This is a genomic window from Verrucomicrobiia bacterium, from assembly GCA_036268055.1.
GTDB lineage: Bacteria > Verrucomicrobiota > Verrucomicrobiia > Limisphaerales > Pedosphaeraceae > DATAUW01.
Genome location: DATAUW010000012.1, coordinates 69,555 through 92,580 on the forward strand (window position 1 = coordinate 69,555; position 23,026 = coordinate 92,580).

16 protein-coding genes and 1 tRNA gene are annotated in these 23,026 nt (G+C 54.3%); 5 read left to right on the forward strand and 12 right to left on the reverse strand.

Going from position 1 to position 23,026, the window contains the following annotated elements:
* The first annotated feature begins 479 nt into the window (after positions 1-479).
* A complete protein-coding gene (locus VH413_05955; protein ID HEX3798229.1) occupies positions 480-1,130 on the forward strand; it encodes a hypothetical protein in 651 nt (216 codons plus the stop codon).
* A gap of 39 nt (positions 1,131-1,169) precedes the next feature.
* A complete protein-coding gene (locus tag VH413_05960; GenBank protein HEX3798230.1) occupies positions 1,170-3,455 on the forward strand; it encodes a hypothetical protein in 2,286 nt (761 codons plus the stop codon).
* A gap of 25 nt (positions 3,456-3,480) precedes the next feature.
* Here VH413_05960 and VH413_05965 read toward each other — a convergent pair whose 3' ends face one another.
* From VH413_05965 to VH413_05975, 3 genes are all read right to left on the reverse strand, one after another.
* On the reverse strand, positions 3,481-4,620 hold the full coding sequence (locus tag VH413_05965) for a DUF748 domain-containing protein (protein ID HEX3798231.1): 1,140 nt from the start codon (positions 4,618-4,620) through the stop codon (positions 3,481-3,483).
* 150 nt (positions 4,621-4,770) lie between these two features.
* Positions 4,771-5,901 carry an AI-2E family transporter gene (locus VH413_05970; GenBank protein ID HEX3798232.1) on the reverse strand — a complete coding sequence of 377 codons (1,131 nt, stop codon included), beginning with the start codon at positions 5,899-5,901 and terminating at the stop codon, positions 4,771-4,773.
* 163 nt (positions 5,902-6,064) lie between these two features.
* On the reverse strand, positions 6,065-7,747 hold the full coding sequence (locus tag VH413_05975; GenBank protein HEX3798233.1) for an AarF/UbiB family protein: 1,683 nt from the start codon (positions 7,745-7,747) through the stop codon (positions 6,065-6,067).
* Between the two features lie 305 nt (positions 7,748-8,052).
* Here VH413_05975 and VH413_05980 point away from each other — a divergent pair, with 305 nt between their 5' ends.
* Positions 8,053-8,373: a BON domain-containing protein gene (locus tag VH413_05980; GenBank protein HEX3798234.1), complete on the forward strand. Its 321-nt coding sequence runs from the start codon at positions 8,053-8,055 to the stop codon at positions 8,371-8,373.
* A 176-nt stretch (positions 8,374-8,549) separates the two neighbouring features.
* The gene (locus VH413_05985) at positions 8,550-9,443 is read left to right on the forward strand and encodes a serine hydrolase (GenBank protein HEX3798235.1); all 894 of its coding nucleotides are present in this window, start codon (positions 8,550-8,552) and stop codon (positions 9,441-9,443) included.
* 37 nt (positions 9,444-9,480) lie between these two features.
* Here VH413_05985 and speD read toward each other — a convergent pair whose 3' ends face one another.
* From speD to VH413_06020, 7 genes are all read right to left on the reverse strand, one after another.
* Positions 9,481-9,855 (reverse strand): adenosylmethionine decarboxylase, encoded by a 375-nt coding sequence (gene speD / locus VH413_05990; protein ID HEX3798236.1) that lies wholly within the window; start codon positions 9,853-9,855, stop codon positions 9,481-9,483.
* A 4-nt stretch (positions 9,856-9,859) separates the two neighbouring features.
* On the reverse strand, positions 9,860-11,518 hold the full coding sequence (locus VH413_05995) for an NAD(P)-binding protein (GenBank protein HEX3798237.1): 1,659 nt from the start codon (positions 11,516-11,518) through the stop codon (positions 9,860-9,862).
* Positions 11,519-13,030 (reverse strand): polyamine aminopropyltransferase, encoded by a 1,512-nt coding sequence (locus VH413_06000; protein HEX3798238.1) that lies wholly within the window; start codon positions 13,028-13,030, stop codon positions 11,519-11,521.
* Between the two features lie 4 nt (positions 13,031-13,034).
* Positions 13,035-13,181 carry a hypothetical protein gene (locus VH413_06005; protein ID HEX3798239.1) on the reverse strand — a complete coding sequence of 49 codons (147 nt, stop codon included), beginning with the start codon at positions 13,179-13,181 and terminating at the stop codon, positions 13,035-13,037.
* A gap of 3 nt (positions 13,182-13,184) precedes the next feature.
* Positions 13,185-15,128 carry a DUF4178 domain-containing protein gene (locus VH413_06010; protein ID HEX3798240.1) on the reverse strand — a complete coding sequence of 648 codons (1,944 nt, stop codon included), beginning with the start codon at positions 15,126-15,128 and terminating at the stop codon, positions 13,185-13,187.
* Between the two features lie 169 nt (positions 15,129-15,297).
* The gene (locus VH413_06015; protein HEX3798241.1) at positions 15,298-15,999 is read right to left on the reverse strand and encodes a DUF899 domain-containing protein; all 702 of its coding nucleotides are present in this window, start codon (positions 15,997-15,999) and stop codon (positions 15,298-15,300) included.
* Between the two features lie 120 nt (positions 16,000-16,119).
* Positions 16,120-16,196 (reverse strand) — tRNA-Arg (locus tag VH413_06020).
* A gap of 219 nt (positions 16,197-16,415) precedes the next feature.
* Between VH413_06020 and VH413_06025 the strand changes: the two genes are divergently transcribed.
* Positions 16,416-17,534, forward strand: coding sequence for an alpha/beta hydrolase-fold protein (locus VH413_06025; GenBank protein ID HEX3798242.1), 1,119 nt, complete (start codon positions 16,416-16,418; stop codon positions 17,532-17,534).
* An 81-nt stretch (positions 17,535-17,615) separates the two neighbouring features.
* Here the strand turns inward: VH413_06025 and VH413_06030 are convergent, their stop codons facing one another.
* Positions 17,616-18,476, reverse strand: a complete 861-nt coding sequence (locus VH413_06030) for a prepilin-type N-terminal cleavage/methylation domain-containing protein (protein ID HEX3798243.1) — start codon at positions 18,474-18,476, stop codon at positions 17,616-17,618.
* A gap of 73 nt (positions 18,477-18,549) precedes the next feature.
* Entirely contained in the window at positions 18,550-22,827 is a 4,278-nt protein-coding gene (locus VH413_06035; protein ID HEX3798244.1) for a LamG-like jellyroll fold domain-containing protein, read from the reverse strand.
* Positions 22,828-23,026: the final 199 nt, after the last annotated feature.

Consider the following 23,026-nt stretch of genomic DNA (forward strand, 5'->3'; position numbering starts at 1 on the left):
TTTGTAAATTGCTTATTATTAGTGCATTGCGAATTTGTGGCCGGCAAAAATTTCCGATGAAATAACCCGCCATTGCTGATTATTCGCGAAATAAGAAAGGCAATTTGCGGGAGCGTGCCAATCCCTCGAAACATAAAAAGATGCGGCAAAATTTTTGGACGAACGATAATCGCTTGCCCTCCAAGTGACGGTAACGCCCGTTGATAATTCCATGAGGTGCCGAATCCGGACAAAACAACGAATCGGCCAGAATTCTTCAGTCCAGCGTTTGTGCTTATAGGGATTTAAAGAAAAATTCTGCCACAACTAGACGCCACTTAAGATAGACATTGACGGAAGCGCATATTCCCGCTGGCAAACTCTTTAAAATGTTCGCTAGATGGAATTAATAAGAAAACAAAATGCTTGTCATTATCTAATGGTGCGCTAAAACTTCGCCCGGGTTTTCCAAGTGGCTTAGAACTATTTTTCCAAACAAAATGAAGCCTTTTAAAAACAATAAAAAGGTTTTTAACCGGCCAGCCAGCATGCTCTTGAGGCTGGGTCTATCCGTTTTTCTGCTGTCGGCGATTTTATTTGAACTCGGCTGCGCCAATGTCTCTTACCGCCGTATCACGACTAAAGCAGACGACGAAGCGGGCGAAGGAATCCGTTATTACGATACGTCGCCGTATATCCTGGTTCAGCGGGATACGAATTCAAATTGGGCCACTTCAGTGCTCTACCTTGCGGACCACACCAAGAAAAATCAGGCGAACGCCTTCTCTTTTCTGGCGGTAAACAATACGAGCCTCATTTTCACGAACGGCGTGATGACCGATTCGACTGCTGCCACAGATTCTTCTGCGGTTCCCGCAGCTATTGTGCAAGCGGCGGCCCAGGTGGCTCTTACTGCTACTAAAGCGGTTTCTTCTAATCCCGCTCTCATCGAATCTACTTCATCTGAACTTGGAGAAGCAGAGAGAGTTCCAATCACGCTTAAAGATTTCCTAAACCTAAATCCGATGGAAACCAATCTAACTAAACCGACGGTATTTTTATTTAAAATTGTGAAAGTAAATCACGACTGGGGTTTGGTGGGCGCATCCGCTCCCGATCTTGATCGGGTTGATGTTAATGCGGCGAAATAATGTAAACCCTGCGCTATCTCTATCCGGCTCTTAGCCCAAATGAAAATTGCTTCGATTAAAAACTGCGTGGCCGCAATCGCTGGATTCCTTGCGATTCTATTGCTGGCGGGTTGTTACACGAGTGTCACTATGCAAAAAGTCGGCCCGGACCATCCCAATCCCGAAGGTGTGCGGGTCAATCTTCCGGCTTCATTTTTAGTGGGCAGGCTGGATACAAACTTTGCCACTATTTCACTCACGTTGACGACCAATGATGTCAAGAATCCTCGCACATTTGTCACTACTCTTTTGTCCGGGGAAAGTCCGGTCATGGCTGATCTCTTGAATAATTCAAAGGCGACAGCCGCAGCGTTGGCCAAAGATCGGGAAGCGTATGAAAACCAAAACGATCTATCGAATGCCCTTCATGACGTCGTGATCAAAGCGATGGATAATTTTATCCAGTTACCGGTCGCGGAACTGAGCCAGTTGACTAATCATCTGGATGCGAATGGTGTGCCCGTAGGACTGCTTAAGCATGCCGCCGATGGAAGCCCCAATGCGCAATTTGTGGCGCACGGGCTTCTGATGACGGGTTTTCCACAAGTTCTAAGTCCTTTAGCCACGGACATGAATCAGTTTGGTTTTCGGGATTTCGATGCCTTTGCCCGGCAGCTGCAATATCCCACGAACGCAGTGGCGATAAAGTTGTTTCAGTTGGTGGCGGAAGCGGACAAGCAAGCCAGGGCGGACCGCCAGGCGCCGCCAGAGCTGGCCTATGCGTTGACAGCCTATATTGAAAACAGCGACAAGGTAAATGCGCTGCCGTTTGATTTGGTAAAGCTCCTGAACAAATTGGTCCAGGGGAAAAAAATTGACCTGAGATTGGTATCCGAGGTGCGCCCGGTACGCATTAACGATGTGGTCGGACTTGTTTCGGCTCTGACAGAAAAGCGCGAAGATAACCAACCCCTTGAACAATTATGGACCGGTTTATTGGAGCCAGATCAGCAGACACTAAATAGTTTTCAAACTAAGCAATTCGATTCTGATCGGGCTGAGAGTATCCTGCTCGATGCCGTTGAACGGGCTTTGACTTCCTATGAAATTGGAAACAGAAAGCAAATGGTTGATGCGCTTGCCCCGTTTGTGTCGGCGAAGACCCTTTCTCCCGAAACGATTAACTTAGATAAATCCACGATTGGCGCCACTTCTCCGGCGCGTTTGAACCGCTGGGTTTTGCGCGATGCTTATCCTGATTTTTTGGGCCAGCCTGATTTGGCGAAAGTCATCTATGATGTGGAGACGTTGCCCGATCCCGACGAGGAATATGCCATTTCCGCCGTGCAATTCCTGGCCAAACAAACCGTGGCTATTCATCGCACTCCCGAAATGTATTTGGCGGAGATTGATATGAATCAGGATTCCACGACGATCGCCGCAGCCGTCGCCGCGGGCACAGGCCAATATTTCCAAAGAAATCAAAGTTCTCAGGTCCAGCAAGCCACCAATACCAACGGCGTTACCACGACTACAGTAACCACGACTACCAGCACAGGTTCGGGTGGTGGTGGAGGCGGCGGTGGCGGAGGGGGTGGAGGTGGGGGCGGTAACAGCGGCAGTAGTGGAAGCGGCGGCGGTGGCAGCGGAAGTAGTGCCAATAACGGAGGCGGCAGCGGTTCGAACAGCGGCGGCGGTGGCGGTAACAATGGCGGTGGCGGCAGCACAACCAAACAGACGGTCACCACTGCGCAAAGCAATGCTGCCCCGGCCGGGCCGATTGTCATCGTGTACCGGATGGTTGAGACTTCTTTGCCTGAGGATGATTTAGAGGCTTTGAAATTTTCAAAGGACAATTTTGTAGAGATTCAAGATCTGGTAAATAAACTAAGCCGAGACACGAACCAGTTGGCCTCACCATTGCAGGAAGTTGTGATGAAAATCACCGAGCATCTTAACCAGGATGAATCTATAAAGTCTCTGGAGCATAAGCCTGTGCTCGAAAAACTGACCGCCATATTCAATCTCTTGCTGCTGGATAAAAAATTATGCACACAAGAATTGCTTAATAAATTCCACGCCTCGCCGCAGACGTTGAAACTCATGGCAGCGCGCACTCATGCGGCGCAGTCCCCAGCCGGCAAAGACCATGTGCCATTCGGCGTGGCGAATCTCATGCGGTTGAATCGAAGCTTTCTGCAAGATGTGTTTCCAAATTCTCTCACGACGGCTGGCAACGTGAAGTTAGAGCAAGTGGGTTTTAAACTTTTCAACCTCTCCGACCGGGAAACGCCAGTGACGCCACCGGCAGCCACTTTAACGGGCTTGTTGCATCAACAGAAATAACGCCGCTAAACTGTAAATTACGTCCTCACTTCGCTTTGGACGGAAGCGCTTCGCCACTGGAGGGCGATGGGGAATTTCCCACCTTCTTTTCCACGTCCTGCACCTGGACGGGCTTGCCGATGTTCGGCACCAGCGCGCGGATGAAGGCATTCTTCAACAAATTGCCCACAGCGGGAAAAACTCCCACGTGGCTGTTCGTGTAACTTCCCGAAATCGGAATCTGCGTGGCGAGCTGATCATGCGGATGATTTTTAAATCCGGCGCTCAAAGTCCCAAGGATTCCTTCCCAGAAAATTTGCAAAATGTTTTTCTTCCGTTCTTTGTCCCACGCGAACACATCCAGGTTTTGAAACAGGACTTTGATGAAGCCCTGATAATTTCCATCCACCGACGCCACAGAAGTGAAAAGCGAAAACCGCCCTTTCTCGACATCCGCTTTTGCGTACGCCCGGAGAAAATCATTCAGCGCGGTCAGGTCCACATTTGTGAGCGTGGCATTGATTTCATAAGTCGGGCGCAATGCCAGCGGGTCGAGCTTCACCGCCATGGTAAACTGGCCATCGCCCAGCGCCTGCGCGCGCGCGGTGACGCCCGCCGGAAGTTTTTCCTTTTTATCGCGCGTATTGGTGAGGTTTGTCGCCACGAGATAAAGATTGGTGATGTAAATATCCACCGGCTTGGATTTGAAGAAATCTTTGAAATGCACGTTGCCATTGCGGATTTCAAATTGGTTCAAATCGAACGGATAAAAACTCTGCACGGTTTTTTCCCAGGGCTGACCTTTGCCGGATTGGCTTTCCTTGTCGGTGGGACCGGAGACGAAGTTTAATTGCGGTTCTTCCACCGCGATCTCGCCCACCACCGAGCCGTGAAAGAGTTCGCGCCATTGTAATGAAATATCAATCGCGGGCGCAGAAAAAAACGGGACGGGCACGGCGCCGCCGGTTTTGGAGATTTGCAGGTCGCGGATTTTATACGCCCCGCGCCAAAGATGAATATCAATCGCGTTCACGTGGCCGGTATATTCGGGCAACTTGGCGAGTTGTTTATTGACGTAATCCCTCACGATGTAAGGCATCGCGATGCGCAAGGCGCCGAGCAGAACAATGATGGAAATTATTGTGATTTGGATCTTGAGGCCCAGATGTTGCCAGCGTTTCTTCAACCCGCGCGGTTTTGATTTGTTGGCGGGCTCGGAATTTTTTGAGGGAAGTGGCGCGTCACTGGAATCACTTCTGCGAAAAGTCAATTCTTCAGAACGGCGATGGTCAGACAAGTGCGTTTTATCTGTTTTCACGAGAGCAGGGAGGTTCGTTTATAAAAACCGGCAGCCAAACGAGAACGCGGGCACCCGCTGGCAAATGACTTTCATCGAGATCAAGATGGGCACGGCGAGCAGCGCGCCCAGCACGCCCCACAAACATATTCCGAAAAGCAGCGCGACAAAAATGACCAGCGGACTCATCGTGAAATGTTTTCCCAGTAAAATCGGCGTGATGAAATCCGCTTCAGCGATGTGCAAAATCAAATACCACGCCGCCGGCAACAGGCCTTTCGGCAACGAATCCGCCGTGAGCACGCCGACTGCGGCGATGATGATGATCCCGACGATGGGGCCAAAATAAGGAATGTAATTCAACAGCGCCGCGAGCAATCCCCACAGCGCCGCGTTGGGAACGCCAAGAAAATACAATCCGGTGCCGACACAAATTCCCAACGTGAAATTGATCCACGAAACCGTGAAGAGATAATTCGAGATGGTCTGCTGGACTTCCTGGGCGATGCTTACTGCGCGATGCTTGTCACGGATGCCATCGCCGTCAAAGATCTTGTTCAAAAAAGCGTCGCCCATCGCGAGAAACATATAGAGCAAAATCGTGGTCTCGATAAAGCCGCCCAAAAACCCCGCCGTCCAGTTGATGGCCTTGGTCGGATCGGAAGCTTCCTTAACCTGTACCGGGGCTTGTTTGGTTGTTGATTCGCCGGTTTGACTGAGCATATCCGTGGCCTGTTTGATTTTTTCCGTGGGCAGCATTTTATCCATGCGTTCGCGCAACTGCCCGATGCTCTGCGGCGCGTTGCTGATCCACTTCATGGCGGGCTGGCTCAATTCCACAAATCCGAAAGCGAGGATCGCGAGCAGGACGCCGACGATCACGCCGGCGCCGACCACGCGCGGGACGCGCCACCGCATCTGCCAAAGGAGAAGCGGCTTGAGCGCCATCGCGCCGACTGCGGCCAGCGACACCGGCAAAAAAACCGTGCGCGCAAAATATAGAAACCCGATAATGCCCAGCGCCGTCAAAATGCTCACGTGGGACGCGAGCGAATGGGCGGGTGCGCGGCTGGTTAATTTATCTTCGTCAAGGTCTTCTCCCTTATGCCACGTGCTGAAACCGGATGAAACCGATTCATCGTGAGCACTGACTTTTTTTACAGCACGCATAAATTTTTTCGATTATCCATTCAGACTCGCGGACCGTTGTATCTTCGCAGGAGAAGTGCCAAGCGCTAACGCGCGATAACCAGTTGAGAGCATGGACTAAATTTTTCTGAACCTCTGGCTTGGGGTGCAAAATGCGGCTTCATAGGCAATTTGCCGGGGCAGGTCATTCATTGCGGCGCTTGCGCTTGTCTTTATAATCTTTGATGAGGATCGTCAAAATCAACCAGCCGGACCCTATCAAGGCGATGAGAAAACAGACCATTGCCACCCCCGGATAGCCGAACAGCTTGAAGCCCGCGCTGTTCACTTGCATGAGCAGCGAGGCGCCGATGATCAGGGCGGCCAGGATGACGCCGGTGGTGATGCGGTTGGCGATTTTTTCAAAACCGTTGAGCAAATGATGGGCATCGGGAGTCTTGACGTTCAGTTGCAATTCCGCGTTGGCGGCGGCATCGAGGAGTTTGTTGACGCGTTCCGGCAAGCCGCCCACAAAATCCTTCATCTCCAGGAATGAGCCGAATAGTTTCGCGGGCGACGCATTCCTGAGCAAGCGATTCGTCATGATCTTTGTCGAGTTGCGGCGGATCGAGGCGTTTGGATTAAAGTTTGGCGACAGAATTTTTCCGATTTGGTCGAGCTGCATCAGCGTCTTGCCCAGGATGGTCAGTTCGGATGGGCAATAGAGGCCGGTTTCGGCGGAGATGCGTCCCACCTGCAACAGCGAAAGGCCAACGTCTTTTTGCTGGATGCTTTTGTTGTTTTGCTCCGCGACCAGGAGCCCGACTTGTTTGCGAAAATCCGTATCGTCGAAGTCGTCCGTCGTCTGACTGACGCGCAGGACAATTTTGGCGACGTCATCACCGTTGCCATCGCTGACCGCAAGCAGCAGCCGCAAAAGATTTTCCTGCATGCCAGGCGTTACGCGGCCGACCATGCCCAGATCAAGCAGGGCGAGTTTGCTATCTTCAGTCAAAAAAACATTCCCGGGATGCGGATCCGCATGAAAAAAACCGTCCACCAAAACCTGCTTGAGATAGGCCTCGAATAATTGTTCAGCGAGGGCATCGCCTTCGATGTCGAGGCGCACGAGCGGACTGAGGCTCGTGATCTTCGTTCCGCTTACGTAATCCATCGTGAGCACATCGCGCGAGCAATAACCCTGGACTGGCAAGGGCACCAAAATGCGATCGAACTCGCGAAGGTTTGCGGAGAGCGTCGTAAGGTTCGCGGCTTCGCGTTGATAATCGAGTTCCTGCATGAGCGTGACCTTGAACTCAGAAAGAACCTTTACGAATTGATAACGGTGGCCGACGTCGGTGTGCTCGTCAAAAAATGCCGCGATCTCCTCCAACGCCTCAAAGTCTTCGGCGATTTGCGTACGAATATCCGGCCGCTGCACTTTCACCACTACGGGCCGGCCATCGCGCAACGCGGCGCGGTGGACTTGCCCAAGCGAAGCCGCCGCCATTTGTTGTTCTTCAAAAAATGAAAATGCCTTGGAGATGCGCGTGCCCAATTCGCCCGCGACGATGCGTTCCACGTCCGCATACGGAAATGGTTTTACTTTGTCCTGGAGACGCGAGAGCGCTTTGAGATAGGGCTCAGGTAAAAGATCGGGGCGGCTGGAAAGCAGTTGACCAAGCTTGACGAAAGTCGGTCCCATCTTTTCCAAATCATCGGCCAGCTCGTCTGGTCGGGGCTCGCCCGGTTTTGAAGGAAGCGCCCCAGCCCCGGCAAGGCTTTCCAAGTCGAATTCCTTAGCCAAGTCGGATCGGCCATATTTGAAAAGCAAAAGCGCAATATCTTTATAGCGCTTCAGATGATGCGGTTTAAAGGACAGCTTCATAAATGATGTCTTACAGGTAAACCTTGGTTCAGCAGGCAGTATGCCGATGGGCGCTTTTCCGCGAGCACTAATTATCCCCCTAAAACAAAGCTATTCCCGCAAAACAACTTTGCGTGAAAACCAAACCGGCGCATTTCGCAACCGGGCGGTGCTGCAAAATGCGAATGGAACTAAGTCGAAAATGTTTGTTCTACAGTTTAAACGAATAAATTCAGGCTTTTTGCCCGCTTGTAGAGTATGCGCCTAGTTGGCACGATGAGAGCTAATAGACTCACGATACGCAAATAAATTAACAACCTACTAATATGAAAAGAATTAACTGCTTAACCGCCGCCCTGTTTCTTGCCACGGTCACCGTTGTGGGAGTCACCGGCTGTGCGGGCGACCGTTATAATCAAAGCACGGGCGAACACATTGACGACGCGGCCACGACTTCCCGGGTGAAGGGTTCGCTGGGCAACGACACCATGTACAAATATCCCGATGTGCATGTGACTACTTTCAAAGGCACCGTGCAACTGAGCGGTTTCGTGGATACGCGGGCGCAAAAATCGCAGGCCGGAATCCTGGCAAAAAGTACCGAAGGCGTGAAGGATGTGGTGAATAACATCAGCGTCAAAGAATAATTCGCACGACTAATCTCGCAAGCGCGGATGACTTCACGTCGTCCGCGCTTTCTTATTTGTGGAGGGCGACAATGATCGAAATGTGACCAAGCCACTCTACTTCAAGAACAGTGCTCAGATGCCCGCACTTAGGGAAGTTCACAACTTGAGATTGCGAGGGAAACGCGTATAACAAGATGATGACAAATCAGTTTGTGTTTCTGGCGATGGTTTCGGCGGGGGCATTGGCGATGGCGGGTTGTGCGCTTGCGGCTCCGGGTACGAACGCGAATTTCGAGAATTATGTGCTCGATTTCAACACGCCGGTGGATCCGGCGCTGCAATCGGCATTGGAAAAAATAGACGCGGAGATCCGCGCGAAATATGGATTGGCCACGGAACAAACTTCGGTGGGCGTGCTGGATTTGCGGACGCTGCGCTGGGCGGCCATTCATCCCGATCAGGAGGAGTATGGCGCAAGCGTGCCCAAGATCGGAATCCTGCTCGCGTATTTTCAACTACATCCCGGCGCGGCGACGAACCTCGATCAACCGACCCGTCACGAGCTTGGCCTAATGGCCAAGGCTTCGGACAATGACCTGGCCGCGAAATTTTCGCAGCAACTTGGCCTCAAGGAAATCCAGCGCGTATTGCAGCAATATAATTTATATGACGCGAACCACGGCGGCGGCATTTGGGTTGGCAAACATTACGGCGTGACGGGCGAGCGTTATCCCGACCCGGTCGGCAATAATTCCCACGCGGCGACGGTGCGCCAACTCCTGCGTTATTTCCTGATGCTCGAACAGGGCAAGCTCGTTTCGCCCGCGGCATCCAAAACGATGCGCGAGATTTTTCTATCGCCGGATATTCCGGCGGATGACATCAAGTTCGTCAAGGGTCTCGATGGGCGCGGCTTGGAAATTATTCGCAAATGGGGTTCCTGGGAGGATTGGCTGCACGACAGCGCGGTCATCACGGGTCCGGGACGGCATTACATTCTAGCGGCGCTCACGAAGACGCCCAAGGGCGATGAGTATCTCGTGGACTTGTCGAAGGCGGTGGATGATTTGATGGCGGCGCAACCCTGATCAAAGGAAATGCGCGCCCCGCTTTTGTAAACCCTTATTAAGCGGGCATTGCGCGGGCTTTTTTGCTGCGCGGGCCGCGGGAGAAAGATTTTGATTTGACGCGCGCGGAGGAAAGACCGCGTTTCAAGGCGTCGCGAATCGCGTCGTGGTCGAGCTTCGCGCTGCACGAAAAAATATCCACCGCCGCGTAACCATGCTCCGGCCACGTGTGAATCGTCACGTGCGATTCGGTGATAACGATGACCCCGCTCACGCCGTAAGGACTGAAATTGTGAAACACCTCTTTGACAATCGTGCCGCCGCCTTTGAGAACGGATTCGTGCATGAGCGTTTTGACCTGGCGCGAGTGTTTTAGCTCGGCCGGATTGCAGTCGTAAAACTCCAACAACGTGTGCAGTGAAAGTGAGCGCATTTTATTAAGTGTGTTTTGCAGCGCGGGATAAATTATCGAAAACAAAATCCGCCGCACGATAACCTCGCGTGTAAGCCTCCTCGAAAATCGAAATGCCACTTAGATCTGAGTGCGCAAAGGCAAGGTTCCCGATGGGCTGCTGCATGGATTGGCGCGCATGTCCCCAAATAAAACCGGGCACTGGCCGCACCATCGCGTGGCCCCAAAGCCAAACGTCGAGTTGCTTTACATGCTTCGGAAGTTCGGGGTGCGCCTTGCTTAAATCGGAGAGAATGCGCGCGGACCAATCGGCGTAGGTGCGTTGCAAAGCTTCCTGCCGCGCGGCGGCGGGTTCGGCGGCATCGAGCGGTTGATAATAAGTGATGACCGTCGCGCGCGGAACGGGCGTGAAATTCTGGTGCGTGGCGACCACGTAGCCGAGCGAGTCGCTATCGTGAATCACATTGTCCCAGCAAAGTTCCATGCCGGAACCGGCGGGCATGGCATCGAGAGTGAGATTGGCAACCATCCACGGCGAATAAACTGTGGCAGACTCGCTATTGGTTTTCTCGCGCAGTTCACGAATGACACGACGCGCGATAAAATTTGGCGCGGCCCAAATCATTCCGCGTGCGCGCAGGCGAATGCTTTTCTGCCGGGTGTTGTCGAAATAATCCACGAGCAACGCATCGCCGGAATGCTCGACGTTCCACACCGCGCAGGAACTTTTAATGTGCGCGGCGATCGGCTCCTGCAATTTGTTGGCAAGCCAGCCGTTGCCTTCGGGCCAGGTAACGACCGCGTAACTCGCGGCGTTCGCGGCGCGCCCATCGCGCGAGGCAAAATAATGCACACCCGCCCATGCTGAAATCTGTTCGATCCCCGCGCCGTAATCATCGCGGCAACAATAATTCACATACCACCGCAACGGCGCGCAATCGCTCCAGCTTTTCTCGCGCAAATAATCGGCCATCGTCATCCGGTCAAGGCGCGTGAATGCTTCGTCGCGCGAGCTGGCATCCACGGGAATCGTGAAGGCGCGGCGGCCATCGCTGCCACGGGCATTTTGCAAACGCTTCATCTCGTCGAAAAATGTTTCGATGACATGCTGGTCGGCGGGGCTCACACCGAGTTGCGGAACAAAACCTTCCTGCCAGCGTCCTCGAATAAACAATCGCTCCATCGGATCGGCGCAAAGATATTCTTCGTCATAAATCGGCAGGCCGTTCATGTCGTGGCCGCGGATGATTCCGAGTTCGCTGAAAAGTTGCGCGACTTCGGGCATGTCGCTCCCCGCGATGGGAACGTAATGCGCGCCCCAGGGAAATGCGGAGGTTTCATTTCGCCCGCTCATCGCATTGCCGCCCGCGCGCGATTCCAATTCCAGCAACACAAAATCCTCGCAGCCGCGCCGTTGCAGTTGGCGCGCCGCCGCAAGCCCACCGATGCCGCCACCCGCGACGACGATGCCCGCTTCGCGCGTCTCGGACACTGCGGGAAATTTTCCATCACGCATTGCATGGCCGAGCGCGGAATTGGCGCCGACGATCGAGCCGGTGATCATCCGCGTTTTGCTCTTGCGAATAAAAGGCGCGGTCATGACCACGCCCGCGCCCGCCGCAGCGGTGGCCACGAAGGCGCGCCGGGAAATTTTTTGCGAATGCGATTTGTGCGGGGCGTTCATCTAGTGGACGTAATGCGCCCATTCCTCTTCGAAATAACGCACGAGCATTTGGTTGTTGAGCCGGTTCGCCTCTACCTGCACCGGCCCCATGTCGGGCGGGAAATGAAACATGTCGCGCGTGCTGGCATCGCTGACAAATTTCAAGCCTTCGGGAAGATGAAGCGCTTGCGGCAGAGGCTCATGCGAGGCCAGGATGAAACCCCATTCGCCAAACGACGGCACATAGAGATGATACGGTTCAGTCACGAAACCGCTCGCGCGCAACGTCTCGTCCACGCACCAAAAAGATTTTCGCGCGACCCACGGCGAGGTGCATTGCACAACCATCGCGCCATGCGGACGCAACGCAGGTTTTACGCGCTCGTAAAAGGCGGTGGTGAATAGTTTGCCGAGCGAAAAATTCGACGGGTCGGGAAAATCGGCGACGATATAATCGAATTGATTGGTGTTCGATTTCAGCCACGTGAACGCGTCGCCGTTCTTGACATGCACACGCGGAGAGAGCAGCGCCGACTCGTTGATCTTCAGCAACATTTCCTGCGTCGAAAACAAATGCGTCATCTCGGGATCAAGATCCACGAGGACGACGTTGGTGATGGATGGATATTTTAAAAGTTCACGCACGGCGATGCCATCGCCGCCGCCGAGCACGAGGACATCGTGCGGTTGCGCGAGCCGCGCGAGCCCGGGATGCACGAGCGCTTCGTGATAGCGATATTCATCGCGCGAACTGAATTGGAGATTGCCGTTGAGATAGAGCCGCAGATCTTCAGCCTCGCGTGTGATGACGATGCGTTGATAAGGCGTCGAGCGCGCGAAAATGACGGTGTCCACGTAAGCGGTTTTTTCCGACCACGCGAGCAAGCGTTCCGAATAAATAAATCCCACGGTCAGCGCCACGAAAATCACCACGCCCGCACTGAACAATGAGCGCGCCCAGGCGACGTGCTTTCGCAGGAGATGAAGCGTGGTCATCGCGACAATGACATTGAGGCCGCCGAATAAAAAACTGGAGCGCACCAAACCCAGATGCGGCACCAGCACGAGCGGAAAGAGGAGCGAGGCGAGCAACGCGCCGATGTAATCGAAAGTAAAAACTTGCGAGACAAGTTCCTTGAATTCAAACCGTCCTTTGAGGATGCGCAGGAGCAAGGGAATTTCCAACCCCACCAGCGTGCCGATGATCGTGACGATCGCATAGAGCAGGACGCGAAATGAATCCACCTCGGCGAACAACAGGAACAACAAACCCGCCGAGCAGCCGCCAACCAGACCGATAATCAATTCAACCTGGATGAACACGGCGACGGCATTTTTGTTGATGAACTTTGAGAGATAGGAGCCGATGCCCATCGCGAACAGATACGTCCCGATGATGGTGGAAAATTGCGTGACGGAATCGCCGAGCAAATAACTCGCGAGCGTGCCCGCGATCAATTCGTAAATGAGCCCGCACGTCGCGATGGCGAACACGGAGGCGAGCAGCAAAAATTTGATGCGGCGATCAGTCACGCGATCATTTGTGCTGGGTGGCCGGGTTGGTGCGTTGCCACGTATGCGCGGCAACGGTGCGGATGAGGCTCCAGCCATTGTGATTCGCAAGCGCGAGTCCGCCCATCAGCACGAATGCGAATGGGATAAAAAGTGGATGGTGTATTTTCATAAATTAATCATCGTCATCACTGCCGCCGAAAGTCGGAAAGGGAGAAAAATCGCTGTTCGCCCAGCGCGCGCGCTCGAAGGCGATGGCCCGCGTCCAGCGGTAAAGCGGATAGAGGAGCAATACACCGAGAGCGATCCAAAAATTCGACCAGACGACGACATCCCGCACTACGGTGATGGTGAATGGCATTGTCTGGACCGAAGAATCCGCCGAGACATCCAGCGTAAAATAATACACGCCGGGCGCGATATTGGGAACGAGCACTTCCTCTTTCTGTTTGCCTTCGTGCCACGGGCCATCGTCGTAGCCGGAATAATATTCTACGCCCTGTACGAAAGTGGCGGCGGCCACGAGCGTGTTCGTATTGACAAGTTCGGCGTCAAATTCGATCCAGTTATTATTTACCGGCGCAGTGAACGTCACGTTCAACGCCTGGTTGCCGCCTTTGATTTCAAACGGAGGCGTCACAATCGTGGCATTCGTCGTGCCACCTTGATAGGTGAACGAACCTTCGTAAATATTCCGGCGGGCGGCGCGCAGGCTGGAGATCATTTGAATCGCCGCGAGGATCACGATAAGCACCGGCACGAGCCAAAATAACTGCCGTGCTTTCTCCCAATGCGGATTCAACTGGTTCAGATAGACGCCACTCCGTTCGCGTAGCGGCCCTTCAAGATTGAACGTCTTTTGGATGATCTCGGGAGAAATGTATTCGCCCTGTGACCAGGTTTCTTCGTCGAGGCCGGGATAGGATTCGCGCGAAAGAATTTGGGGCGGCTTCACATAATCGGCGACTTGAACTCTCTGGCCGACGCCCACCTTCCAATAAAATTCGCCCGCGACGTAATCCGTCGTGACTTCAGTTTTATCGAAGAGGCGGTAACGCTCGTCTTCAAAGATTGCGTGTTCCGAATTGCCGAAACCGGCGGCCTTGGGCCGTTCGTAAAGGCGATTCACCAAAGTCCAATGGCCATTATAACTCACGAGCCATATAAAGCCCTGCCACGGGTTGAAAAGCAGATATTCAAACCAGCCGCTAAAACTGTCCCTCACGTGCTGGAAACCGATGACTTCATAATTCGTGCCCGACAAAGTCCCCCGTCGGCCGATGGGAATTACCGGCGTCATGCGCTGATTTTTTATCGCCGTGCGAATGAGCCGCAAGTCGGGCGTCGAAGTATCAATGAGTGAACCGCACGAACCACACGCGGCGGACATCGCCGCGCCCGGCGCGCGCAACTGCACGGTCGAGCCGCAGTTCGGGCAATTCAACGCTGTGGTTTGGTTGTGGATCGGTTCGATGATTTCTTCCGACCAGCCGGGAACAGGCCGCAGGTTGGAAAAATTTAAATCATTGAACCGCGCGTAACGTCCGACGAACAACCGGATTTCGCCATCGGCATATTCCGCGCTGGCGAAACGATTTTCTGAACCGGTGAGATCAATATTTGTGGCCTCGCGTCCCGGCTTCGCGACGAACGGCAATTCGCCCTCGCCCCAGAGACAGGTCGTCTGCTTGCGATCAGTAACGATGTAGGCGTGATTTTCGATTCCGGCCGGGCTGCGCAATTTCAAACCGCCTTCGCGGGTGGGAAAGCCTTGCGGCAATTCGATTTCAAAACCGATGGTGAAAAATCCCTGCGTCTCGCCGAGCCAGCCAATCTTGCCGTCCGAAAAAGACGCGCACCATTCCGTCCAACTGCCATCGGCATACGCGAGGCGGACGCGCCCGATCAGCGTAAAAGGGCGGCCAGCAAATTCACCCTTCGTGCCGATTTGCAAGGGGCTGAGATCGGGCGGAAGAGCGGCCATCTGGCCGATGGCCTCCACGTTCACATCGTGGCGCACGACCATCGAGCGGCAATACGGGCACACCGCAAAGACGGCCACGCTGGACTGGAAAAGCAGAGCGCCGCCGCAGTTGGGACAATCGTATTTCTGGTTCACCTCAGTGCCATGGGCCGGTTGCGAAAAATATTTTTCTCACCGGCTGCATTTATCCTCATGGCGCGAGGAATCACAATTAAAATTTCCGACTGATTTTATAATGGCATGGCGCGGCAAAAATTTTGCCGCGCGGTTGAGCCACTATATTACTTTTTTGCGCCGATAGAATTTATGCGCGTTTGCGTTTTGGGGTTTGTTCGTATTCATCATGCAGCCGCCACCATTTATATGGCGGAGTCTGCGGCCAGCCTTTGGGCGAGTCTTCCCACGTTTCCTGGCGGCCAAGCGGGGTCAGGTCGAGCAGGTTGAAATCGAACCGGAGCCGGTCAACGCCGCGGCTGGTGGTGAAATAAGTTTGGAAGACCGAATCGTCCGCGCGCAGAAAAATGCTGAGGCCGAAACTGCCTTCCTCCACTCCGCAATCGCGATTGAACGTGGTGCCTTGCGACGAATACCACGGCAGCGTCCATCCCATGCGTTTCTGGAAGGCCTTGATCTCTGACCAGGGGCCGTCGGATACCTGCACGAGAGATGTGTTCCGGGCGTGCAGATGTTCGAGCCGGGGAAAATTATCCACTATGGACGCACATCCGCTGCAATAATCCGGCGCGCCCAGCCACATGTGATGGTAAATCACAAGCTGACGCCGGCCTTCAAACAGATCGAGCAGATTCGCCTCGCCCGCTGTATTTTTGAAGGCGTAATTTTCCGCAACCGGTGTCATGGGCAATCGCCGGCGTTCGGCGGCGAGCTTATCGAGCGCGCGCGTGAGTTGCTTCTCCTTCACCAGCAATTTTTGCCGGGCTTTCTTCCAGATGGCGCGTGGAACAATGGCTGGAAGCGCCGTCGATTTTTTGCTCTTTGTTTTCATTGGTTTGAATCGTTTGTTTTCTAATGAACGAATCGGCACGCTGATTCAGGACAAGGTAAATGGGATTTTTTTATTTTTTGGTCCAAAACAAAAAAGCACCACTTCGGGAAGTTGTCAAAATGGTGCGCTCGGCGGGATTCGAACCCACGACCGCCTGCTTAGAAGGCAGATGCTCTATCCAGCTGAGCTACGAGCGCAAAAGTTGCGAACATATTGACATCAGCAGAGGCCGTTTCTGAAAACTTCCAGCTTGCCGCAATATGTTTCCACCTTTGTATTTTAAGCTCGGATTAAAGTTCGGGGCAAGCTCGTTTGACACCGCTTAAAGACCGTGCCCGGAGTTCGCCATCTCCTGAACGGCGTATTTACAAGTAGCGCCCGGATGTTTATCTTTTGACCGTTCACCACGCAACCTTATGAAGAAACTTTTATTTTCAACGCTCTTCAGTCTCGCGCTGACTTCGGTTTTTGCGCAACCCACCAACGCCATTCGCCGCGGGCCGCCGCCGATGACGCTCTCGCCCGATATCGAAGCCGGCCGCATGGTCACGTTTCGCTTGCGCGCGCCCAGGGCGCAGGAAGTTTCCGTGAACGGACAATGGCCCAATGGGCGCGCCGCGATGAGCAAGGACTCGAATAGTGTCTGGAGCGTCACGGTGGGGCCGGTCGAACCCGGCGTCTGGGAATATAGTTTTCAAGTGGACGGCTTGACGATGATTGATCCCGGCAATTCGATGATCAAACCGATGCGTCTGCCAGTCACGAGTATTTTGCAAATCCGCGGCGAGCCGCCGTTGCTCTGGGATTTTCAGGACGTGCCGCACGGGACCGTTCACGAGCACACCTATTTTTCAAAATCACTCGGACGCATGCGGGCCTTCGATGTTTACACCCCGCCCAATTATGAACACGAGCCAGACAAAAAGTTTCCCGTGCTCTATCTGCAACACGGCTCGGGCGACAACCAAATGACGTGGACCGTCCACGGCAAAGCGAACTGGATCCTCGACAATTTAATCGCCCAGGGACGGGCGGAACCAATGATTATCGTCATGATGGATGGACACGCAGTGCGTCCCGGCATGGGCACAAACGGGCCGCCGCTGGATCAAAACACCAAATTGTTCGAGCGCGATTTGCTGGAAGATGTCATGCCGTTCGCCGAGCAGGAATATCGGGTCAAAGGCGGCGCGGCAAACCGGGCGATTGTCGGACTGAGCATGGGCGGCGGCCAATCGTTGACGATCGGATTGAATCATCCGGATCTATTTGCCTGGATTGGCGGTTTCAGTTCTGCCGCTCCGTCTGACGATGCCATCGCCTCCGCTTTAAACGACCCGGCGATCAATCAGAAATTGAAACTGCTTTGGGTCGGCGATGGCAAAGATGATTTTCTGCGCAAACGCAACGAAGATTTTATCGCTACGCTGAAGGCGCACAACATTCAATACCAATGGCATCTTAGCGAGGGTGGCCACACGTGGCCAGTCTGGCGAAACTATCTGATAGAACTCACGCCGAAATTATTTCGTTGAGGGCGCCGAATTTGGAGAAGACCGGCGTTCAACCATAATCCGCCCGATGGGCAGGAAGCTCCGCCTTGCCGGGTGGGAACTTTATTGTTCCAGAGCGGTGGTATTGGGAACGGTCCAGCTCGCATCGGCCAAATGGGGGTTGTGGTCATTGCACCAGTCGGCCCGCCAATTCTGGTTGTTGGGGTCAATCACATCGCTGCGCAACGGACTTTCGGCATGACCATCGGCGAAGTTTATATCCGTGTGATAATTATGCCGGTTGCAGGGACATTGATTGTGGACGGTGGGATTTTGTTGATTGCTCACTTGCGGATCCACGTTGGCGCCAAATTCAATCGAGGTAACATCGCTTCGAGTTTCACCCATCGCGATCATTTGGGATGGGCTTACCAAGGTGCTGTCAGAGATGGCGCGACTGCCCACGTCTCCGCCCATTCCCAGCGCCAATGACTGGCTCAATCCCCAATCGTTATAGCCGATCGAAAAACGCGTTCCGTTTCCGCTCCCGTCGCCGGACGAAATGGCGAAGGAATCAATTTTTCCGTTTTCGCCGATGCGCGGCACCAGGGTCTTATTCGCATTGGTATCCCAGGCACTTTCCGGCTTGGCCGCCGGACAATAGAACACTCCGCGATTGTTGCCGACATAGGGCAATAACCGTGGAGCCCAAACGTAAATCTGGAGATTCGGCGAGTAACAACTCGGATATTGGTGCGCATCCCCCACATACATGGCCGATGAGTAGCCCAGTTGCCTCATGTTATTGACACAGGCAGTCTGTTTGGCTTTTGACTTTGCCCGGGCAAAGGCGGGTAACAGCAGTCCGGCCAGAATCGCAATAATCGCAATGACCACCAAAAGTTCGATGAGGGTGAATGCCTGGGAAACCTTTACGGCGCGCCGGCCGTTCGGACCACGACGGATGTGAGAATGGATGTTCATTGTTGGAAATGGCAGCCGGGGCCGAAGCCCCGACCGCCGTTGAATTGTCTTTGCTAATCGTTACTGCCGCATTTTAGTGGCTAACCAATACTTTATAGAATTCGGTCCCACTCGCCGCCGAGGTGGTGAACGGAGAGGTGGCGGAATTCGTCGTCCACGGACCATTCACTGTCGGTGCCTGCAAGAGGACGCCGGTTGGCCAGGTGATGACGACATTCTGGCCGGAACGCGTAATCGTCAACGACACCGGGGCGGTGAATACGCCGTTGTAAAGCCCCTGAATCGCCTCCGCCGAAAGGGCATGAGCGAAAATGGCGCAATGCGCGATCTCAGCCGGGATCAAGCGCCCGCTGTTGCCGAGACCATAATCAGGCGCGCCGCCGATCCACACGTCCAGATTGTTTCCAATCGGAGGAGCCGTGAAGTCTTCGGTGCCCACCGGCGCGCCGTCCACGTAGAGAGTGCCAAGACCGGCACCCACGCCGCCAGTATAGGTGTAGGCAAGCATGTGCCAGGCATTGAGAGAAATCCCGGTTCCGTCGGTCACATCGGGCGCGCTGCCGTCGGCGGCGCCGGGTTGCGGCGGGGAATTTTGATTGACGCTTATGCGCCAGGAGGTATCGCCGTGTCCGAAGGCGTCTGTGAAATGGGTCGGGCTGGCCAGCACGTTCACCCAGGTCACGACCGTGATCGCGTTCGTAATATTAAACGGACCTTCGGGAATATCCACGATGCTGGTTGATCCATCAAAGAACGCCGAGAGACTTGAATCACCGAAGAACGCATTCGTAGGCCCGGGTTGACCTTGAGTTATTTGGCCCTCGTAGGTTCCATTATAAGAACCAGCGGCGTCATACGCGATGGTTCCGGAGGTTTCGTTCAGCGGCCAGTAACCGAGTGGGCCGAGTTGCAACAAGGCCTGCTGATAAGTGGTCGGCGCGGTGACTGTCAGGACCAGCGGAGTCGTGCCGATCGTGCCGATTTGATTACTGACCAAGCAAGTATAACTGCCGGCATTGGCCAACTGCACGTTTGGTATGGTCAAAGTGGGCGAGGTGGAAATGCTGATGGGTTGAGCGCCATTATTGAAGAACCAGAAGAACGTGATGGGTTCGTTGCCCACCACGCCGATGGTTGCGTTGAGCGTGCCGCCCACCAAAAGACTGTCTGAATCCGCCGGCTCGGTCACGATGACTGGCGCACTCGCCGGAACCGTCACGGCCGTGCTCGTTCCCGTTACACCGGCCAAGGTGGCGCTGATGGTAGCGGAGCCGCTGGAAACAGCCGTGATCACACCATTGCTATTCACCGAGACGACGCCCGGTGCGCTGCTGACCCAGTTGGTGATAAATGGCGTCACCAGGACACCCGGCGCACCGGCGAAGTTCGCCGTGGCGGTCGCGATTTCAGTTTGACCGACGATCAACGTCGCGTTCGTCTCGGTGACATCCACTTCCGTGGGCGTCAGATTCGTCGCGATGACACTCGGACCGGCGACGCTGCTGACCGCGAGATAGAGCGGAGAAACGACGCCCTTCCAGATACGCAGTTCATTGATGGTTCCGTTGAATTGGGCGTCACCGCCAAACGGATCCGACCCAAGAGTATCCAGAGTCGTGTTATAAGTGCCCGGCGAATAAGTCGCATTTGGCAACACCGTCGAGGCATTGAGCGCGCCATTGAGGAAGAGGCTGCCGGTCAGATTGCCATTGTTGTAGGTGACCGCGACGTATTGCTGCGAACCCACCGGCAGCGAGATCGGCGAATTGATGTCATTCTCTCCACCGTTCGGAGTGAAAGCCACTTTGATATTCGGCGTTGGGCTCGAAGGAATTAATCCGAAGTTGACCGAGCCGCCGTTGACGCCGAAGGACCAGATTTCCGCCCAGGTGTTGGCCTGATTTTCCGTCACCCAGCATTCCACCGTCACCGAAGTGTCGCCGGAAAGAAGATTGTTGGGGAGAGAAACGTAACCCGAAGGCGTGCCGGACGTGCCGGTGCCCGGAAGCATCAAACCGTTGCTGATGGTCGCCGGATTATTGCCGGGAACCAGCGTTCCATTTGCATTACCCACGGAGTCCGAGGCGTCACTCACGAAACTATAACGATGTTGCAAAACCGAAGGCACAACTGTGAGGACCGAAATGGTGCTGTTGGTGCTGCCGAGCGAATTGGTGACGAGCACCGTATAATTGCCGGCGCTGGAAACCTGCACGTTGGTCAGAGTCAGCGTGGCGTTGGTCGCGCCTGCAATGGCATTCGCGCCATCACTCCATTGATAGGACAAATTTCCACCAACGGCCTGGACACTGAAGTTGGCCGTATCGCCAACCACCAAACTCTGCAAAGTGACCGGCTGGCTGGTAATTCTCGGAGCCGTCAAGGCTACGGTAATGGACGGGCTGGTGGCCGTTACGCCGCCGACGGTGGCGCTGACGGTGGCTGTGCCGCCGCTTTGAGCGGTGATCAAGCCGGTGGAACTGACCGTGAGAATATTCGTGCTGCTGCTCGTCCAGTTAGTGGCCGCGCTGGTGACAGTGACGCCCGTTGCATCAGCAAAGTTGGCCGCAACCGTCGCCTGCTGCGTTTGCGTTCCGATCATGGTCGTATTCGAAACCGAAACCGTCACTTGAGAAGGCGTCAGGTTTGCCACCACCACGCTGGGACCGGCAGCCGCGCTCACCGCGACATACAATGGTGTCACTGCGCCGCTCCAGATGCGGAACTCTTTGATCGTGCCGTTGAACTGATCATCGCCGAACACATCATTGCCGAGCATGTTTTCGGTCGTGCCATTGGTTCCACCGTAACTACCGGGAGAATAAGTGGTGTTCGGGAAAGTGGTTGATCCGTCAAGGAGACCGTTCAGATAGAGGCGTCCATTGAGGGTGGAATTGTTGTAAGTCGTGACGAGATATTGTTGCGAACCGGAAACCAAAGCGGGAGCCACCACATCGTTTTCACCGCCGTTGGGTTCAAAAGCGACGCGCATATTTGGCGTGGGGCTGACAGGAATCAGGCCGAAGTTAATTGAGGTGCTGCTGCCGAGGTCCCAGATTTCCGCCCAGGTATTGGCTGCGTTCTGTGTCACCCAGCATTCGACGGTAACTGAACTATCGCCCTGAACGATTCCATTTGGCAAAGAGACATAACCGGAAGCGCCAAACCCACCGGTCGTAGTGCCGGGCAGATTCAAGCCGTTCGAGATAGTGGCTGGGCTCCCGTTGGTGGGCGCAACCAATGTTCCATTGGCGCCGCCGACGGAATCCGTGGCGTCGGTGGCAAAGCTATAACGATGCGTGAGCGTTTGAGGAGTGACGGTGATGCTGCCGCTGGTTGCGGTCGTGCCATTGATAGTGGCGCTCACCGTGGTCGTGCCCGCACCGACGCCGGTAATGAGGCCGCTGGAGTTCACCGAGAGGACATTTGGATTGGCGCTGGTCCAATTAGTGGCATCGAGAGTCGCGAGCAATGCGTTCGTGCCGGTTTGCTGCAAGGTCACGTTAGCTGTGGCTTGTTCGGTTCCCGTGATCACAATCGCGGGAGTCGTTTTAAGAGTCACCGACGTGGGAGTTACATTTGAAACCAGGACGCCTGGCCCCAGCAAAGCGGAGGCGGACAAATACCGTTGCGAAACCACGCCATTCCAAATGCGCAATTCAGCAATGGTTCCGTTGAACTGGGCATCGCCGCCGAACGGATCCAGGCCGAACGTATCCAAGGTGGTCTTGTAAGTGCCGGGCGAGTAAGTCGCATTAGGCAACACCGTCGAGGCATTCAGAGCCCCGTTAAGGAACAGGCTGCCGGTAAGATTGGCGTTGTTGTAAGTAACCGCGACGTATTCCTGCGTGTTATTAGGGAAAGCAAAAGTTGTCTGCAAATCGCGTTCATTGCTATTGGGCGTGAAGGCCACTTCCATGTTATTGCCATTGTTGCCGGGATGCGGGATCAAGCCAAAGTTGACTGAGCCGCCGTTGACGCCGAAAGACCAGATTTCCGCCCAAGTGTTGGCGGTGTTCTGGGTCACCCAGCATTCGACGGTGATTGAAGTGTCGTTGGTGAGAAGTGCGTTGGGCAGGGAAACATAGCCCGAAGGATTGGCGGAAGTGCCCGTTCCGGGAAGCATTAAGCCATTGTTAATGGTCGCGGCATTATTGCCCGGGTTCAACGTGCCATTAGCACCGCCAACGGAATCTGTGGCATCAGTGGCAAAGCTATACCGATGCACTAGGGTCTGGGCTGAGAGTGGGCTGGCCAAAGCGATCAAAGGCAACGCCAGGGCAATCAAAAATCTGGAAGTTGCGCGCGCAAATCCAGTTTGCGATGAGTTACAGGTCGGTTGTTTTTTCATAGTTGGTCGGCGGGTTTTTTATCTGCTATCCACGGTCGAGTGCTCGAGCTGTTTAATGTCCGGTGCTTGAATTCTAGTTTTACGCGTGCCAGTTGCCTCTGTGGGGCGCAAAGATGACGACGCTTCACAGAACGATTCATGTAGGCTTTGAAAAACCATAGCACGGAAGCCGATTCCGTCATGTGGCATGAAATGGCCA

Excerpts from the sequence above, each read along its gene's own strand:
- VH413_05955 (HEX3798229.1), top strand. The coding sequence starts at position 480 with ATGAAGCCTTTTAAAAACAATAAAAAGGTTTTTAACCGGCCAGCCAGC.
- VH413_05960 (HEX3798230.1), top strand. The coding sequence starts at position 1,170 with ATGAAAATTGCTTCGATTAAAAACTGCGTGGCCGCAATCGCTGGATTC.
- VH413_05970 (HEX3798232.1), bottom strand. The coding sequence starts at position 5,901 with ATGCGTGCTGTAAAAAAAGTCAGTGCTCACGATGAATCGGTTTCATCC.
- VH413_05975 (HEX3798233.1), bottom strand. The coding sequence starts at position 7,747 with ATGAAGCTGTCCTTTAAACCGCATCATCTGAAGCGCTATAAAGATATT.
- VH413_05980 (HEX3798234.1), top strand. The coding sequence starts at position 8,053 with ATGAAAAGAATTAACTGCTTAACCGCCGCCCTGTTTCTTGCCACGGTC.
- VH413_05985 (HEX3798235.1), top strand. The coding sequence starts at position 8,550 with ATGATGACAAATCAGTTTGTGTTTCTGGCGATGGTTTCGGCGGGGGCA.
- speD (HEX3798236.1), bottom strand. The coding sequence starts at position 9,855 with ATGCGCTCACTTTCACTGCACACGTTGTTGGAGTTTTACGACTGCAAT.
- VH413_05995 (HEX3798237.1), bottom strand. The coding sequence starts at position 11,518 with ATGAACGCCCCGCACAAATCGCATTCGCAAAAAATTTCCCGGCGCGCC.
- VH413_06005 (HEX3798239.1), bottom strand. The coding sequence starts at position 13,181 with ATGAAAATACACCATCCACTTTTTATCCCATTCGCATTCGTGCTGATG.
- VH413_06015 (HEX3798241.1), bottom strand. The coding sequence starts at position 15,999 with ATGAAAACAAAGAGCAAAAAATCGACGGCGCTTCCAGCCATTGTTCCA.
- VH413_06025 (HEX3798242.1), top strand. The coding sequence starts at position 16,416 with ATGAAGAAACTTTTATTTTCAACGCTCTTCAGTCTCGCGCTGACTTCG.
- VH413_06030 (HEX3798243.1), bottom strand. The coding sequence starts at position 18,476 with ATGAACATCCATTCTCACATCCGTCGTGGTCCGAACGGCCGGCGCGCC.
- VH413_06035 (HEX3798244.1), bottom strand. The coding sequence starts at position 22,827 with ATGAAAAAACAACCGACCTGTAACTCATCGCAAACTGGATTTGCGCGC.